Below are 16,114 nucleotides of genomic sequence, written 5' to 3'. Positions count from 1 at the left end.
CCTTCGTCGCCCCTCCGGCACGGGAGCCCCGTCCGCCGGAGGGACCACGCTATCCCCGGCTCAGGCGCCGTTGTTCCGGCGCACCATCTCGCTGATCCAGACCGGCGCGAACGGCGACGTGCAGCCGGGCGGGGTCGGGTAGTCCTTGAGCACCTGGAGGCGTTCGCCGATGTCGACGGCGCGGGCGCGGTGCTCCGGATGGGTGATGCCGATCTGCGCCAGGCAGTGGTTCATCGCCCACTGGAGGCGCTCCGGCGCGTCCTTCATCTCTGCCTCGATGACGTCGAGCAGTCCCGCGAGGTCGAGTCCTTCGGGCTTCTTCGCCACGCGTTCGGTGGTCAGCGCCCAGCCCGCGCTCGCGACCACCGGGTCCGGATCGGCGGACCAGGCACGGCGCAGGTCCTCGGCGTGCGGGCTCTTCTTCACGACGTAGTTCACGAGCCAGTCGTGCACCTTGGGGGTGCGCGCCTCGCGGAGCATGGTGTCGAGATCGGCACGTCCGAACTCCTTCGGGCGGCAGATCAGGAGCGCGAGCAGCCGCGCCGCGCTGTCGTCCGTGGCCCAGAGCTCGCGCGCGAGTTCCTGCCGCGTCTTCAGCCGCTTCGCGATCGCGCGCAGCTTGCCGAGGTTCACGCCGTGATCGTCGCCGTGCTTCTCGTTCACCGCCCGGATCTTCGGGTCGTCGAGCCCGGCCAGCTCGGCCATCACCTCGGCCACGGTCGTCTCGGCCACCTCGGTCTCCTGTCGTCGATCCACGGATATCCAGAGAATCTCTGTCGTCCACAGTAAAGAAGTGGCAGGCCCGGGCCCGCACGGACCACCATGACGCGCATGACTGACCTGAGCGAGCAGCGGCCCGCCCGATGGACCGAGGCGACCGTCTATCCCGACATGTGGACGGATCCGGACAACGACCCGCGCGACAGCGAAAGCACCGGCCCCGACGGTGAGCTCGCGACGCTGCGGGACTTCCTGTCGAGCTACCGCATGACCCTGCGGATGAAGTGCGAGGGGCTGAGCCCGGAGCAGCTGGCCCGCAGGTCGGTGCCGCCGTCGACCATGTCGCTGCTCGGTCTCGTCCGGCACCTGGCCGAGGTGGAGCGGGACTGGCGCAACTGGATCACCGACGAGGAACCGCTGCCGAAGCTGTACGGCAAGAAGGACGCGGACTTCCACGGCGCCGTCGCCGAGCAGGCCGTGGTCGACGCCGCGTACGCGGACCTGGAGCGCGAGCAGGCGGCGACCGACGCCGCGCTGGCCGCCTTCCCCGATCTGGGTCTGCGCGTGGGCAAGGACGGGATCGCGATCCGGGAGCTGCTCGTGCACAGGATCGACGAGTACGCGCGGCACAGCGGGCACGCCGATCTGTTGCGCGAGTGCGTCGACGGGAGGGTGGGGCAGTGACCGGGGGCAGTGCGCGAGGCCGGTGAGCGGGGCCAGTGAGCAAGGGGGGAACGCGCCGCTCATCGCGCACTCCCCCGAACAGGTGGATCTCCCCTCCCCCATTGGTCCACTCCACTGACGCACCGCAGGCGGTGGAGGCTCCCTTGGCGAAAACCTGTGCGTAACTCGCCGGTACCGGCGCTGACATGGGAAATCCCCTCCTCTGGGCATGATTGACGGATCGTCGGAGAGCCGGTACCACTGACGCACGCCCGGCCCCGCACGCCCCGTCACGCTTCATCGGCCCAGGAGGCTGCATTGCGAGGATCCGACACCGCCCCTACCTCGTACGCGCGCAGACGAACCGTCAGGACGGTGGGCGCCCTCGCGTCGGCCGGCCTGCTGATTCCGCTGCTCGGCGCCGCCCCTTCGGCGAGCGCCCCCGAACAGGCGCCCGCAGCAGGGCTGCAGGACGCCTTCGCGTCCGCCGCCGCCGAGTACCACGTTCCCCAGAGCGTGCTGCTCGGCGTCTCGTACCTCCAGTCACGCTGGGACGCGCACGGCGGCGCGGCCAGCGTGACCGGCGGCTACGGCCCCATGCACCTGACCGACGCCAGGACCGCCATCGCCGAGGCCCCGCACCACGGCGAGGGCAAGGAGGACCCGCGCGGCGACACCTCGCGCCCGGCGCTCCCGCCGAAGACGAAGGTCCCCGCGGACTCCCAACTCCCCGCCAGGCTCAAGACGTTGCCCCGCGCCGCCGAACTCACCGGCCGCTCGGCCGCGCAACTGCGCACGGATGCCGCCGCCAACGTCGAGGGCGGCGCCGCGCTGCTCGCCGCGGCCCAGCGGGAGCTCGGCAAGCCGCTGAGCGCCGACCCCGCCGACTGGTACGGCGCCATCGCCCGCTTCTCCGGTGCGGACGACCGAGCCACCGCCGCGTCGTACGCCAATGACGTGTTCGCCGTCATGCGCGACGGCGAGCACCGCGTCACGGACTCCGGCCAGCGCGTCACGCTCTCGGCCGACCGGGGGCTGCGGACCGACCCCGCGCAACTGCGGCGCATGGGGCTGCGCAAGGCCGCCGCGGGTGAGACCGAGTGCCCGAGGACCGTCTCCTGCGAGTGGATCCCCGCGCCGTACGAGGAGTTCAAGGACCCCCAGGGCAACCCGGACTACGGCAACCACGACCTGTCGGACCGGCCGAAGTCGCAGAGCATCGACACGATCGTCATCCACGACACCGAGGGCCGCTGGGAGGGCGTCCTGAATCTGGTGCAGGACCCGACGTACGTGTCGTGGCAGTACACGCTGCGCTCCACCGACGGGCACATCGCCCAGCACGTGAAGGCCAAGGACGTCGCCTGGCACGCGGGCAACTGGTACGTGAACTCCAAGTCGATCGGCCTGGAGCACGAGGGCTTCCTCACCGCGCCCGACACCTGGTACACGGAGGCCATGTACCGCTCGTCGGCCCGCCTGGTGAAGTACCTCGCGAAGAAGTACGACATCCCGCTGGACCGGCAGCACATCCTCGGCCACGACAACGTGCAGGGCACCGTCACGTCGTCGATCCCGGGGATGCACACGGACCCTGGCCCGTACTGGGACTGGCAGCACTACTTCACGCTGCTCGGCAAGCCGTTCCACCGCACCGCGGGCCCGAACGGCGGCCTGGTCACGGTGGCGCCCGATTACGCCAAGAACCGGCCGGAGTACACGGGCTGCGTCAAGCCCGGTGAGACGTGCGTGCCGCACGGTTCGACCGCGGTCCGCGTCCACACCGAGCCGCGTGACGACGCTCCGCTGATCAAGGACATCGGCAAGCGGCCTGGCGGCCAGGACTCCACGCTCGACGTGAACGACACGGGGCCGCGGCTCTCGACCGGCCAGCAGTACGCGGTCGCCGACCGCCAGGGCGACTGGACGGCCGTCTGGTACCTGGGCCAGAAGGCGTGGTTCAAGAACCCGAAGAAGCAGCCCACGGCCGTCGACGCCAAGGGGTACGTGGTGACGCCGAAGGAGGGCGCCACCGAGGTTCCCGTGTACGGCCGCGCCTACCCGGAGAAGGAGGCGTACCCGGCGGGCGTCCCCGTGCAGACGGTCTCGCCGCTGCCGTACAAGATCCTGGCGGGCCAGCGGTACGTGATCGGTGACAAGGTGCCGGGCGAGTACTTCTACTCGCCGACGTTCGACACCGCGCCGCACAGGGTGGTGCGCGGCAAGGACATGTACTACGTCATTCAGTACGGGCACCGCGTCGGGTACGTGCGGGCCGCCGATGTGCGGGTGGTGCGGTCGGGTTCGTAGCACCACCGCAGAGCCGCCGTGAAGGCCGGGTCCGGGTCCGCGTGGGGGCGGGCCCGGATCCGGCGCATGTCGGACTCCACCAGGAGGTGCGGACATGTGGCTGAGCACGTCGAACAAGGATCTGCCTACGCGGGATCAGCTTCCGTTCTGGAGCGAGCTGGTCTCCCGCGAGCTCGCGCCCCTCACCCTGACCGACCTCGGTTCCGTGCGGGTGGCCGCGTTCAGCAGCCCGCCCGCGCATCTGAGCCGGACCTGGGCGGACGTCCGGCGATCCGACCCGGGCACGTATCAGCTGACGTTCGTGTCCGGCAGCCCGCTGTGGATCAGCCAGCGGCGCCAGGACTCGGGGCTCGTCTTCGGCGACATGGTGCTCTTCGACCTCTCGCAGCCGTTCGAGGGCGAGGTGCCCGACCGAGGGCGCAACACCGAGGTGGTCATCATTCAACTGCCCAACGACGAACTGCCGTTGCCGGTGAACAGAGTGCGCCAGCTCCTCGCCAGGCCCCTGTCGGTCCGCACCGGCATGGGAGCGATCCTCGCCCGGTTCGTCTCCTCGCTGCACACCTTCGGCCCCGACTGCGCCCCCGGTGAGCTGGACCGGCTCGGCACGGTGACCCTCGACCTGGCGGCAGCCGGTCTGGCCCAGCACCTCGGCGCGTACGAGGAGCTGCCGGCCGACACCCGCCGACAGGCCATGCTGTCGCGCGTCAACGCCTTCATCGACCACAACCTCGGCGATCCGGAGCTGACACCCGCGGCCGTCGCGACCCACCACCACATCTCCCTGCGCTCCCTGCACTCGCTCTTCCATCAGCAGGGCGAGACGGTGGCGGCCTCGATCCGCCGACGGCGCCTGGCGCGCTGCCACGCCGATCTCCTCGATCCCAGGCTGCGGCACCGCCCCATCAGCGTCGTCGCCGCCCGGTGGGGGCTCCTGCGCCCCGCGGACTTCAGCAGGGCGTTCCGCGCCGCGTACGGGGTCTCTCCCAGGGAACTGCGCCGGACGGCGCCGCAGGGCACGCCGCCTCCGGGACGGTCTGCGCGCAACGACAAGTAACACCGCGCGCATCGCCAACTCGCGGCGGCCGGAGCGCGGCACGATGGGAGGGCACCAGAGGGGGGAGCCTGGTCCTCGGCTTCGCACGGAGCCGAGGACCATCTCCCGGTCACACGAAGACGTACCGCTGCCCGGCCCGCGCCTTGAACGTGCGCCTCCCACCGCTCAACAGGTCGCTGCGCACGGTGAGTTCACGGGTGCGCGTCGCCCGCACGACGATGCGGCTGGCCCGCCCCGCCGACCACTCGATGTCGACGGTGGCGCCGCCGCGCGCCCTGAGGCCGCGCACCGCTCCTTCGGGCCACCCCGCGGGCAGCGCGGGCAGTACCTCGATGACGTCGTGCTGGCTCTGGAGCAGCATCTCCACGATGCCGGAGGTCGCGCCGAAGTTGCCGTCGATCTGGAACGGCGGGTGGGTGTCCCAGAGGTTGGGCAGGGTCGAGAACGTGAGCTGTTCGCCGAGCATCTTGTGCGCGTGGTCGCCGTCGCGCAGGCGTGCCCAGAAGTTGATCTTCCACGCCTTGGACCAGCCGGTGCCGCCGTCGCCGCGCGCCGTCAGGGAGACCTTCGCCGCGTCGGCCCACCGGCTGCCCGGCTCGATCTGGCGTCCGGGGTGCAGGGCGTAGAGGTGGGAGACGTGCCGGTGGTCGTCGTTCTTGTCGTCCACGTCCGCCTTCCACTCCTGGAGCTGCCCCCAGGAGCCGACGCGCAGGCCCGGGTCGAGCGCGTCGAGGGCCTGCTCCAGCTCGACGCGGAACGCCCGTGACTCGCCGAGCGTGCGGGCCGCCTCCAGCGTGTTGGTGAGCAGGTCGTGGACGATCTGCTGGGCCATGGCGCCGCCCGCCGAGAAGTCGCCGTGCTCGGGCGAGTAGCTCGGCGTGACGACGAGCGTGCCGTCGCGCGGGTCGGTGCGCAGGTTGTCGAGCCAGAACTCGGCGGCCTCCTTCATCGCGGGGTACGCGGTGGAGCGCAGGTAGTCCGTGGAGCTGCCGAAGCGGTAGTGCTCGTAGAGCTGCGCGGTCAGCCAGGCCGCGGCCTCGGGGAACCAGAAGGCGGTCGACCAGTCGTGCACGCCGGTGAAGCCGTACGGATTGGTCTCGTTGTGCACGACCCAGCCCCGGCTGCCGAACATCTCCTTGGCCGTGCGGCGCCCCGGCGCGCGCAGGGCCTCGACGAACCGGTCGTACGGAGCGGTGGTCTCCGGCAGGTTGGCCGCCTCGGCGAGCCAGTAGTTCATCTGGAGGTTGATGTTGGTGTGGTAGTCCGCCGACCAGGGAGGCGTGGTGCTGTTGTTCCACACGCCCTGGAGGTTGGCGGGCAGCGACCCCGCGCGCGACGAGGCGATGAGCAGATAGCGGCCGTACTGGAAGAAAAGCGCCTCCAGGGCCCGGTCGGCGGCGCTCGTTCCTCCCGCGTACTGCTTGAGGAGCTGGTCGGTCGGGACGTCGGCGGGCAGGGCCTGACGGATGTCGAGGGTGACGCGGTCGAAGAGGGCACGGTGATCGCGCAGGTGGCGGGCGCGCAGGGCGTCGTGGCCCTGGGCGACTGCCGCGTCGACGGTACGGGTGAGGGCGGCGTGCGGGTCGTCGCCCCGGTAGTCGGGATAGGTGTCGGCGTACGCGGTGCCCGCGGCGAGGACGAACCAGACGTGGTCGGCGCCGGTCACCGTGACGCTCCCGTCGGCGTGCGCGGTGCGGGTGCCGCCCCGGTGCGCGATCCGGATCTGGGCCTCGAACACGAGCCCGTTGTCCGCGAGTTGGCCGCGCACGGTGATCCGGTCCCCGGCGGCCCGCGCCGTGGAATCGGCGCGCGGCGAGGTGTACCGCAGGGTGCAGGTGACCTGTGCGGCGCGCGCCGCGGAGAGCTTGCCGACGATCACGCCGTCCGGGTACGAGGCGAAGAACTCCCTGCGGTGGAGCACCTGTTGACGGCGATAGACGACCGTGGCGAGGCCCTGACCCAGATCGAGGCTCCGACGGTACGAGCCGTCCGGCGCGTCCGGCGTCCCCGGCACGTCGATGCGCAGGTCCCCGAACGTCTGGTGCGCCCCGTAGCCGCGCCGGGCCTGACCGAGCTCGCCCGCGACCGCGTCGGGGGCGAGCCTGCCCTTCTCGTCGAGCTCCGCGCGGACGGCGTCGAGCGCGCCGGGCCGCGCCGCGCGCCAGTTGCCGAAGTCGTAGCCCTCCCGGGAGCCAGGACCGCCCGTCCACAGGGTCTTCTCGTTGAACTGGAGCCGCTCGGTGGCGAGGGTTCCGAAGACCATGGCGCCCAGGGCTCCATTGCCGATGGGGAGGGCCTCGCGCTCCCAGTCGGCGGCGGGCATCCGATACCAGAGCAGAGATTCATCGGATGGCTCTCTGGGTGATCCCCCACCTTCCGCCGCCTCCGCGCTGCCCGCGACGGCGCCTGCGAGCCCGCCTCCGCCCGCCGCTACGGCGGCTGCCCCGCCCAGCGCGGACTTCATCGTGGTCCTTCGCGTCATCCCCTGAGTCATGACCGGTCACGTTAAAAGTCCGATGACTGGCTGGCAAGACAGAGCGCCGCCCCGTTCCTTGGACGGAACAGGGCGGCGCTTGGACGAATGTGGCGGGCGCTGCTGTCGGCCCTGCTGTCAGCCCTGCTGGAAGAGCTCCGCGGGCAGCGGCTTCAGGAGCGCGTAGAGGTCGTCGGTGATCGGCCTGTCCCAGGCGGCGATCGTCACGAGGACGTTGTCACTGCGGTCGAACTGCACACAGGAGATCCGGCTCTCCGACAGCTTCAGACGGCGCACGATGAGGAGGTTGTCCCCCTGCATCACCGGCATGTCCTCCGAGGAGACGACCGTGATCTCCTCGTCGTTCTCCAGGGCGATCAGCAGCTGCGCGACCTCGAAGGGCACCTCTCCGTCGGCGATCTCCCGGGCCGGGGACCCCTCGGGAAGGTTGCCGATGATCATCGCGGGCCCGCGCCCGCCGAACAGGTCGTAGCGCAGGAAGACGCCCTGGCAGCTGCCGTCGGGTGCGGGCAGCAGGCCCGCGCCGAGGTTGCCGGGCCAGTCACCGGGATCCATGGCCAGGACATCGAAGTCCGGGCCCGCGGGTGTGGCGGCGCTGCGGCGGCGGAGGAAGGACATGCGCCCATGGTACGTGTCGCGCGGCGTTCCCCTGAGCGGGCCCCGGCCCCCGGAGGCTCCCGGCCGTATCCTTCGGCGCAGGTGGGTGGGGGCTGATCGCGCAGTTCCCCGCGCCCCTGACGGGGCACGAGCCCCGGTGCTGTCCAGGGGCGCGGGGAACTGCGCGACCAGCCACGACGGGCCCGCAGACGACCGAGCCGCGCGCAGCGCTACGTCAGGTCGAACTCGCCCGCACGTGCCCCGTGGACGAACGCCCCCCACTCCGCGGGGGTGAAGATCAGGGACGGGCTCTCCGGCCGCCCCCCGTTGCGCATCGCGACGAACCCTTCGACGAAGGCGATCTCCACGTCCCCGCGCCCTTCGCTGCTCGATCGCCAGTCGGCCGTGCTGAGGTCGAGCTGGGGCTTGTCCCAGCCCATGAACGGGTGCTGCTGAGTGGTGCTTTCGGCCACGTCCGTGCTCCTCCCGAGTGCGTCGTCCGGCGCCAGCCTAGCTTTCGCTTCGGGTGCCGGACAGGCCGCGGCGACAAGGCCGCCGCCCGTCCCGCGCGCACGGCCGTTCAGGTGGTGGGCGGCTCGGCTCCGACGAGCCACATGGAGAAGAACTGGGAGCCGCCTCCGTAGGCGTGGCCAAGTGCCCTGCGGGCGCCCTCCACTTGGTGTTCGCCCGCCTGCCCGCGCACCTGGAGTGCCGCTTCGGCGAAGCGGATCATGCCGGACGCGCCGATCGGGTTGGTGGACAGGACGCCGCCCGACATGTTCACCGGGAGATCGCCCTCGAGCTCCGTCACGCCGGACTCGGTGAGCTTCCAGCCCTCGCCCTCCGCGGCGAAGCCCAGGTTCTCCAGCCACATCGGCTCGTACCAGGAGAACGGCACGTACATCTCGACGGCGTCGATCTCCCTGCGCGGATCCGCGATGCCCGCCTGCCGGTAGACGTCGGCCGCGCAGTCCTTGCCCGCCTGGGGCGACACGAAGTCCTTGCCCGCGAAGAGCGTGGGCTCGCTGCGCATCGCGCCGCCGTGCATCCAGGCGGGCGGCCGGGGCGCACGGGCCGCGCCCGCGCGGTCGGTGAGGACCATCGCGCAGGCGCCGTCGGAGGACGGGCAGGTCTCCGAGTAGCGGATCGGGTCCCAGAGCATCGGCGACGCCTGGACCTTCTCCAGGGTGATGTCCCGCTCGTGGAGGTGCGCGTAGGGGTTCTTCAGGGCGTTGCGCCGGTCCTTGTACGCGACGAGGGAGCCGACCGAGTCGGGGGCTCCGGTGCGCCTCATGTAGGCGCGTACGTGCGGGGCGAAGAAGCCGCCCGCGCCCGCGAGGAGCGGCTGCTGGAACGGGATGGGCAGCGAGAGCCCCCACATCGCGTTGGATTCCGACTGCTTTTCGAAGGCGAGGGTCAGGACGGTGCCGTGGACGCGGCCCGCGACGAGGTTCGCGGCGACGAGCGCGGTGGAGCCGCCGACGGAACCCGCGGTGTGCACGCGCAGCATGGGTTTGCCGACCGCGCCGAGCGCGTCGGCGAGGTACAGCTCCGGCATCATGACGCCCTCGAAGAAGTCGGGCGCCTTGCCGATGACCACGGCGTCGATGTCGACCCAGGTCAACTCGGCGTCGGCCAGGGCACGTTGGGCGGCCTCGCGGACGAGTCCCGCGATGGACACGTCCCGCCGTGCGGCGACGTGCTTGGTCTGGCCGATGCCGACGACGGCGACCGGCTCCTTGCCCACCTCACTCATGACGCGTCTCCTTCGAGGACGGCGACGAGGTTCTGCTGGAGACAGGGACCTGACGTGGCGTGCGCGACGGCCCTGTCCGACGCGCCCCGGTGGATGCGGGCGGCGGTCTCGCCGAGCCGGATGAGGCCCGCGGCCATGACGGGGTTGGCGGCGAGCGCGCCGCCCGAGGGGTTCACCTCGACGTCGTCGCCGAGTGCGAGGGCCTTGCGCAGGACGACCTCCTGGGAGGTGAAGGGCGCGTGCAACTCGGCGGTGTCCACGGGCCGTTCGAAGACGCCCGCCCGCTCGGCGGCGAGACGTGTCGAGGGCGATTCGGTCAGGTCGCGGACGCCGAGCGCGTGCGCCTCGATGCGGTGGTCGATGCCCCGGATCCAGGCGGGCCGCTCGCACAGGTCACGCGCGCGGTCCCCGGCGGCCAGGATCACCGCGGCGGCCCCGTCGCCGACCGGCGGGCAGTCGCCCCTGCGCAGGGGTCGTACGGCGTAGTCTCCCTGACCGGCCGAACTGCCGCGTTGCGCATGGGGGTTGGCGTCGGCCGATGCCCGGCTGCGCGTGGCGATCCCGGCGAGTGCGGGCTCGTCGGTGTCGCCCGCGTCGATGAGCGCCTGCGCCTGGAGCGCGGCGAGCGCCACGGCGTCGGGCCAGAGCGGGGCCACGTAGTACGGGTCGAGCTGCCGGGTCAGGACGTCGCGCACGGAGCCGGGCGACGACTTCCCGTAGGAGTACACGAGCGCGGTGTCCGCCTCGCCGGTCTGGAGTTTCGTCCACGCCTCGTACAGCGCCCAGGCGCCGTCCATCTCGACGTGCGACTCGGAGATCGGCGGCCAGGCGCCCACTCCGTCGAGGGCCATCGTGAAGGAGAAGGCCCGCCCCGCCAGGTAGTCGGACGAGCCCGAGCAGGTGAAGCCGATGTCGCTGGTCTTCAGGCCGGTGGCGGCGAGGACCTCGTGCAGCACCGGCATGAGCATCTCCACCTCGGAGAGCTCGTCGGTGGACCGCTGGTGCCGGGTCTGCCCGAAGGCGACGATCGCCACCTCGCGGGCGGGCCGCATCACGGACGGCTTGCGGGGCGCCATCTACACCAGCTCCTTGTACGTGTCGTAGTCGGCGTCGGGCTCGCCGGTGGGCCGGTAGTGGTCGGGGAAACGGCCACCCTCGGTCCAGACCGGTTCGACGCGCAGGCCCATGCGGACCTGGTCGTACGGGATTCCCGCGATGCGGGCGTGCAGGGCGAGGTCGGCGCCGTCGAGGGCGATGTGGGCGTAGACGTACGGCACTTCGATGTCGAGGTTCTTCGCCTTGATGTTGACGATGCAGTACGTCGTGACGGTGCCGCGCGGTCCGACCTCCACCCGCTCGGCCGTGGCCACGCCGCAGGTGGGGCAGGCGCCGCGCGGCGGCACGTACACCTTGCGGCAGGACGGGCAGCGCTCGCCGACGGTCCTCCGCTCGGCGAGGGCGCCGATGTACGCGCTCTGCGCACGGCCCGGCGAGTAGGTGTAGTCGAGCCGCGCGGCCGCGACGATCCCGGTCACGGGGTCGGCGAACTCGCCGCTGTGGGGCGCCGGTCGCACGGCGTCCCCGCCCTCGTACGCCTCGAAGCAGGCGATGTCCGTGATGGCGCCGACCCGCTCGTCGGCCCACCGGATCCGCACGCGCATGCCGCTGCGCACGGCGTCGGGCCCCGGCACGTCGAGGGCGTGCAGCAGCGCGGTGTCGGCGCCGTCCAGCTTCACGAGCACCCAGGCGAAGGGGGTGTCGAGCGGCTGACCACGCCGGGGCTCGTGGTTCCAGGCCCAGGTGGTCACGGTGCCCGTGTCGGAGACCTCGACCAGCTCGCGTATCTCTTCGGCGGTCACGGGGTCGTACTCGACGGGCGGGACGAGCGTCCTGCCGTCGCCGGTCCGCACCCCGAGCACGGTGCGCTCACGCAGCCCGGTGAGGAAAGCGCTCTGCACGGGCCCGAGGGACCGGGTGAACGGAAACTCGACGACCAGAGGCGCACGCAGCACCTCGGGCGAGGGAGCAGAAGCCATGAGCGGATCTCCGTTTCGCAGAAATGATCGGGGGACGCAGGGAAGCCCCTTCAGGGGCGCGGGGAACTGCGCGACGAGCCACAACGAACCCGCAGCCGAACGACGCCCTACGCACGCCGGAAAACAGGAGCCCTCTTCTCCGCGAAGGCTCTGGAGCCCTCCTTCGCATCAGCGGTGTCGAAGATCGGCCACCCCCGCTTCAGCTCGGCCGCAAGCCCGTCCCCCTCGGACATCTCAGCGGTCTCGTAGACCGACGCCTTCACCGCTTCCACGGCCAACGGCCCACACGCATTGATCTGCTCGGCGATGACCAGCGCCTTCTCCAGTGCGGCACCGTCCGGCACCACGTGCCCGATGAGCCCGATGGACGCGGCCTCCGCGGCCGAGTAGGGCCGACCCGTAAGCAACATCTCCAACGCATGCGTACGGGGAATCTGCCGCGGCAGCCGGACCGTCGATCCGCCGATGGGGAAGAGCCCGCGCTTGACCTCGAAGAGCCCGAACGTCGCGGACTCGCCCGCGACGCGGATGTCGGTGCCCTGGAGGATCTCGGTGCCGCCCGCGACGCAGTACCCCTCGACGGCCGCGACGACGGGCTTGCGGGGGCGGTGGTGGCGCAGCATCGCCTTCCAGTGCAGATCGGGGTCGGCCGTCATCCGGTCCCGGTACTCCTGCCCGTCCATGCCCTTGCCCGCGAGGGCCTTGAGGTCCATGCCCGCGCAGAACGCGCCACCCGCGCCGGTGAGCACGATCGAGCGGACCCGGTCATCCGCGTCGGCCTCCAGCCAGCCGTCGTACAGGCCCACGAGCATCGGCAGCGAGAGGGCGTTCTTCGCTTCGGGCCTGTTCAGCGTGAGTATCAGTGTGGCGCCTTCGCGCCGCACGGTGAGGTGTTCCGTCCCACCCATGTGCCGTGCTCCCTCCATCGGCCTGCGCCGACGACCGCCGGTCGGCGGGCCTGTCGGCTCCGGACCTGGAACAGGTTGCAGTAGGCGGGGAGCCAGTTCAATAGTTTTCTGACACCCAGTCAGTTTTCTTGTGCGGCGGCCCTTCCCAGTTGGGGGTGCCTCTGCTCTGATGACCGCCAAGCGAGACGTCAGAGTGGGCGCCGGGGTCAGGAGGAGCGCGGTGGAGTACAACCTTGCCGACCTGTTCGAGTCGGTCGTCGACGTGGTCCCGGACCGCGAGGCGCTCGTCCATGTCGACCATCCCGGCACCGGCGCGGAGCGCCGCCTCACCTACGCGGAACTGGACGCGGCCGCCAACCGCGTCGCGCACCACCTGATCGACAGCGGCCTGAAACCGGGCGAGCACCTGGGCCTGCACCTGTACAACGGCGTCGAGTACCTCCAGACGGTCCTCGGCTGCCTCAAGGCACGCCTCGTGCCCGTCAACGTCAACTACCGCTACGTGGAAGAGGAGTTGGTCTACCTCTACCGCGACGCGGACCTCGCGGCGCTCGTCTTCGACGCCGAGTTCACCGAGCGGGTCGCGGCGGCGGTGCCGCGCACGGAGAAGCTGCGGCACCTGGTGCGGGTCGGCACGCCGCCCGCCGACGCGCCCGCGCTCGACGCGGTGGCGTTCACCGACGCGGAGGCCGCAGGATCACCGGAGCGCGGCTTCGGGCCGCGGTCGGCCGACGACCAGTTCATCATCTACACCGGCGGCACGACCGGCATGCCCAAGGGCGTCATGTGGCGCCAGGAGGACCTGTTCTTCGCCGGCCTCTTCGGCGGCGAGCCGACGGGCGAGCCGGTCAAGCGCCCCGAGGAACTGGCCGAGCGGGTCGCCGCGGGCAGCCCCGGGCTCACCTTCTTCCCCACCCCGCCGCTGATGCACGGCACGTCCACGCTGACGTCGTTCATCGCGTTCAACTACGGCCAGCGGGTGGTCATCCACAGCAAGTACGTCCCCGAAGAGGTGCTCCGTACGATCGAGCGGGAGAAGGTCTCCAGCGTCTCCCTGGTCGGCGACGCGATGCTCAGGCCCCTCATCGACGCGCTGCACGGCCCGCTCAAGGGCACCGACCTCTCCTCCCTCTTCAGCGTCTCCTCGTCCGGGGCGATCATGTCGGAGACGGTCCGCGCCCAGTTCCAGGCGCTCGTGCCCAACGTGCTGCTCCTCAACAACTTCGGCTCGTCCGAGTCCGGCTCCAACGGCAAGGCGACGGACGACTCGGGACCCGAGAAGGGCTTCCGCCTGGAGGTCAACGAGCGCACCCAGGTGGTCGACCTCGCGACGCACGAGCCGGTACCGGTCGGCGAGCCCGGCCGCCTGGCCCAGCGCGGCCACGTCCCGCTCGGCTACTACAACGACCCGCGCAAGACGGCCGAAACCTTCTTCCAGAAGGACGGCGAGCGCTGGGTGCTGCTCGGCGACATGGCGACGGTCGACGACCAGGGCATCGTCACCGTGCTCGGGCGCGGCTCGCAGTGCATCAACACGGGCGGCGAGAAGGTGTACCCCGAGGAGGTCGAGCAGGCCCTGAAGTCCCATCCGGACGTGTACGACGCGCTGGTCGCCGGGGTGCCCGACGAGCGCTGGGGCAACCGCGTCGCCGCCGTCGTCCAACTCCGCGCGGACGCGCCCTCGTTGGACCTGGAAGCGGTCCAGACCCACTGCCGCACCCTGCTCGCCGGGTACAAGATCCCCCGCGCGGTGGTCTTCACCGACCACATACAGCGCTCGCCCAGCGGCAAGGCGGACTACCGGTGGGCGAAGGCGGTGGCGGCCGAGGGCCAGGTCTAGGGCTATACCTGAGGCTGGGGCCGGGACGCGCAGACCGACCCCAGCGCCCGCCCGAGCGCCGCCGCGTGCAGGGCGTCGAGCCGGTTCTCGTGCCTGACGTGGACCGCCGCGGCGGTGAGCACTCCCCCGCAATACGGCGCCGTCCGCGCGTCCGGCGACGCGGCGATGCCCCGTACCAGCTCGCCGTTGATCCGGTTGATCTCCTTGCGGACCTCCGCGAGGTCGGGCCGCTCGGTCGGCGCTTGGGACGGATCGGCGTCCCAGCGCCGGAAGAGGCCCCGCTGGACGACCTTGTTCGCCTCGATCTGGTCGCGGAAGATCCGCACGGTCGCCTCGGGGTCGGCGCCGATCTCCCGCGCCTGCGCGGCCACCGCGTCCAGGACCTGCTTCTCGCGGGCCGGGTCGTCGATGGGGCTGTCCGTGCCGTACTTCGCGGCCGCGACGAGGTCGGCGGTGGCAAGCCGCTGCGCGGACAGGTCGGCGAGCGCATGCAGGCGGGCGTACGGGCCGTGCGACGCCATGGCGACGGGCGCGGGTGCGGGCCCGGACGGCCGCGCGGGCGCCGCGACGGCCGCGCCGCCTCCGGCGAGCAGGGCGGCCGCCAGGGCGCCGGCGGTCAGACAGCGGGACACGGTCGAGGTGAGCTGCACGGGGGATCCCCTCAGGCGATCGTTTCCGGTCGGCGCCCCATCGTACGAGCACCAACGCGTCCGCACCGGCCGGGAACGGCTAGTCCTGGGCGAGGAAGCCCGCCACCCGCCGCACGAACCACTCGGGGTCGTCGAGCCACGGGAAGTGCCCGGCGCGCGGCTGCACTTGACGCACGCCGCCGGGGAAGAGCCCGGCGAGCTCCTCGGCGTGCGCGGGGTTCGGGCCCCCGTCGTACTCCCCCGCGAGGACGAGCACCGGCGCGGCCAGCTCCGCCAGGGCGGCGCGGGTCGCAGGCGGGTCGAAGGCGCCGTCTCCGTAGAAGGCAGCGGCGGCTTCCGCGTTCTTCTCCGACGCGCTGGCCGCCTGGTGCGCACGGGCCGCCTCGTCCCAGCGGCCGTACGCCAGCGGCGCCAGCGCCTCGCTCGCGTTCGCGGGGCTGCCCCCGGCCTCGATCTCCTTCAGCGCGGCCACGGCCGCCGGATACCAGGGCTCGCCCTGGTGCACCGCCACGGCGTCCAGGTGGTCCTTGACGGTCACGGTGAGGCCGACCGCCTGGCTGGCGGCCGTGATCAGCGCGAGGGCCCGGACCCGCTTGGGGTGGCGGGCCGCGTACAGGGTGGCCACGTTGCCGCCCGCCGAGTGCGCGAGGAGGTCGATCCGGTCGAGCCCGAGGTGCTCGCGGAGCGCCTCGACGTCGTCGACGATCCGGTCGCAGCGGTAGGAGGCCGGATCCTTCGGGAGCGCCGAACCGCCGGTGCCGCGCAGATCGAGCAGGATCAGCTTCCGGTACGCGGTGAGTCCGCCGAGATCGCCGAGGTAGGCGGAGGCCCGCATCGGCCCGCCCGGCAGACAGATCAGGGGCTCGCCCTCCCCCTTCTCGTGGTAAGCAAGCTCGGTTCCGTCGAACGCGCTGAAGGTCGGCATGAAGAAGATCATCACATCCCGTGTCGCACCCGGGCAATGCTCCTGGAACGTAACGCCCCAGCTCGACGCGGTCTTGCCCGATCTCTTGACGACCACCTGTCGGCCTGGATTACTGAGCCTCACAGAAGATCGACGACCGAATGATCGGTCGCCCGTTC

General features: G+C 71.6%; 14 protein-coding genes. 4 read left to right on the top strand and 10 right to left on the bottom strand.

All coding sequences use genetic code 11. The features are described 5' to 3' along the window. Positions 1-60 precede the first annotated feature (60 nt). Positions 61-732: a DNA alkylation repair protein gene (locus KY5_RS38905; protein ID WP_098246607.1), complete on the bottom strand. Its 672-nt coding sequence runs from the start codon at positions 730-732 to the stop codon at positions 61-63. Positions 733-822: 90 nt separating this feature from the next. On the opposite strand from KY5_RS38905, the gene KY5_RS38900 reads away from it, so the two are divergent. The 3 genes from KY5_RS38900 (at position 823) to KY5_RS38890 (ending at position 4,750) form a co-directional block, all read left to right on the top strand. After that, positions 823-1,404, top strand: a complete 582-nt coding sequence (locus tag KY5_RS38900; RefSeq protein ID WP_098246606.1) for a DUF664 domain-containing protein — start codon at positions 823-825, stop codon at positions 1,402-1,404. Positions 1,405-1,701: 297 nt separating this feature from the next. After that, positions 1,702-3,693 carry an N-acetylmuramoyl-L-alanine amidase gene (locus KY5_RS38895; RefSeq protein ID WP_199843443.1) on the top strand — a complete coding sequence of 664 codons (1,992 nt, stop codon included), beginning with the start codon at positions 1,702-1,704 and terminating at the stop codon, positions 3,691-3,693. 94 nt (positions 3,694-3,787) lie between these two features. Continuing rightward, a complete protein-coding gene (locus KY5_RS38890; protein WP_098246604.1) occupies positions 3,788-4,750 on the top strand; it encodes a helix-turn-helix domain-containing protein in 963 nt (320 codons plus the stop codon). A 109-nt stretch (positions 4,751-4,859) separates the two neighbouring features. Here KY5_RS38890 and KY5_RS38885 read toward each other — a convergent pair whose 3' ends face one another. From KY5_RS38885 to KY5_RS38855, 7 genes are all read right to left on the bottom strand, one after another. After that, the gene (locus KY5_RS38885; RefSeq protein ID WP_098246603.1) at positions 4,860-7,214 is read right to left on the bottom strand and encodes a glycosyl hydrolase family 95 catalytic domain-containing protein; all 2,355 of its coding nucleotides are present in this window, start codon (positions 7,212-7,214) and stop codon (positions 4,860-4,862) included. A 147-nt stretch (positions 7,215-7,361) separates the two neighbouring features. After that, complete coding sequence (locus KY5_RS38880; RefSeq protein WP_098246602.1) at positions 7,362-7,862, bottom strand: hypothetical protein; 501 nt, start codon at positions 7,860-7,862, stop codon at positions 7,362-7,364. Between the two features lie 209 nt (positions 7,863-8,071). After that, positions 8,072-8,314 carry a DUF397 domain-containing protein gene (locus KY5_RS38875; protein WP_098246601.1) on the bottom strand — a complete coding sequence of 81 codons (243 nt, stop codon included), beginning with the start codon at positions 8,312-8,314 and terminating at the stop codon, positions 8,072-8,074. Positions 8,315-8,421: 107 nt separating this feature from the next. After that, entirely contained in the window at positions 8,422-9,588 is a 1,167-nt protein-coding gene (locus tag KY5_RS38870; protein WP_098247777.1) for a thiolase domain-containing protein, read from the bottom strand. 5 nt (positions 9,589-9,593) lie between these two features. Beyond that, a complete protein-coding gene (locus KY5_RS38865; protein ID WP_418952852.1) occupies positions 9,594-10,673 on the bottom strand; it encodes a thiolase domain-containing protein in 1,080 nt (359 codons plus the stop codon). Then, positions 10,674-11,633 carry a Zn-ribbon domain-containing OB-fold protein gene (locus KY5_RS38860; protein ID WP_098246600.1) on the bottom strand — a complete coding sequence of 320 codons (960 nt, stop codon included), beginning with the start codon at positions 11,631-11,633 and terminating at the stop codon, positions 10,674-10,676. A 107-nt stretch (positions 11,634-11,740) separates the two neighbouring features. Next, positions 11,741-12,541 carry a crotonase/enoyl-CoA hydratase family protein gene (locus tag KY5_RS38855; protein WP_098246599.1) on the bottom strand — a complete coding sequence of 267 codons (801 nt, stop codon included), beginning with the start codon at positions 12,539-12,541 and terminating at the stop codon, positions 11,741-11,743. 220 nt (positions 12,542-12,761) lie between these two features. Between KY5_RS38855 and KY5_RS38850 the strand changes: the two genes are divergently transcribed. Next, positions 12,762-14,381, top strand: coding sequence for an acyl-CoA synthetase (locus KY5_RS38850; RefSeq protein WP_098246598.1), 1,620 nt, complete (start codon positions 12,762-12,764; stop codon positions 14,379-14,381). A 2-nt stretch (positions 14,382-14,383) separates the two neighbouring features. On the opposite strand, the gene KY5_RS38845 is transcribed toward KY5_RS38850, so the two are convergent. Continuing rightward, entirely contained in the window at positions 14,384-15,031 is a 648-nt protein-coding gene (locus KY5_RS38845; RefSeq protein ID WP_098246597.1) for a chorismate mutase, read from the bottom strand. A 79-nt stretch (positions 15,032-15,110) separates the two neighbouring features. Next, positions 15,111-15,956, bottom strand: coding sequence for an alpha/beta fold hydrolase (locus KY5_RS38840; protein ID WP_098247775.1), 846 nt, complete (start codon positions 15,954-15,956; stop codon positions 15,111-15,113). Positions 15,957-16,114: the final 158 nt, after the last annotated feature.

Source organism: Streptomyces formicae (genome assembly GCF_002556545.1).
GTDB lineage: Bacteria > Actinomycetota > Actinomycetes > Streptomycetales > Streptomycetaceae > Streptomyces > Streptomyces formicae_A.
This window is presented reverse-complemented; position numbering and strand designations above follow the sequence as displayed.

Bases quoted from the DNA above. Each gene is read 5' to 3' on its own strand.
- KY5_RS38900 (WP_098246606.1), top strand. From the start codon at position 823: ATGACGCGCATGACTGACCTGAGCGAGCAGCGGCCCGCCCGATGGACC.
- KY5_RS38890 (WP_098246604.1), top strand. From the start codon at position 3,788: ATGTGGCTGAGCACGTCGAACAAGGATCTGCCTACGCGGGATCAGCTT.
- KY5_RS38885 (WP_098246603.1), bottom strand. From the start codon at position 7,214: ATGAAGTCCGCGCTGGGCGGGGCAGCCGCCGTAGCGGCGGGCGGAGGC.
- KY5_RS38880 (WP_098246602.1), bottom strand. From the start codon at position 7,862: ATGTCCTTCCTCCGCCGCCGCAGCGCCGCCACACCCGCGGGCCCGGAC.
- KY5_RS38865 (WP_418952852.1), bottom strand. From the start codon at position 10,673: ATGGCGCCCCGCAAGCCGTCCGTGATGCGGCCCGCCCGCGAGGTGGCG.
- KY5_RS38860 (WP_098246600.1), bottom strand. From the start codon at position 11,633: ATGGCTTCTGCTCCCTCGCCCGAGGTGCTGCGTGCGCCTCTGGTCGTC.
- KY5_RS38855 (WP_098246599.1), bottom strand. From the start codon at position 12,541: ATGGGTGGGACGGAACACCTCACCGTGCGGCGCGAAGGCGCCACACTG.
- KY5_RS38840 (WP_098247775.1), bottom strand. From the start codon at position 15,956: ATGCCGACCTTCAGCGCGTTCGACGGAACCGAGCTTGCTTACCACGAG.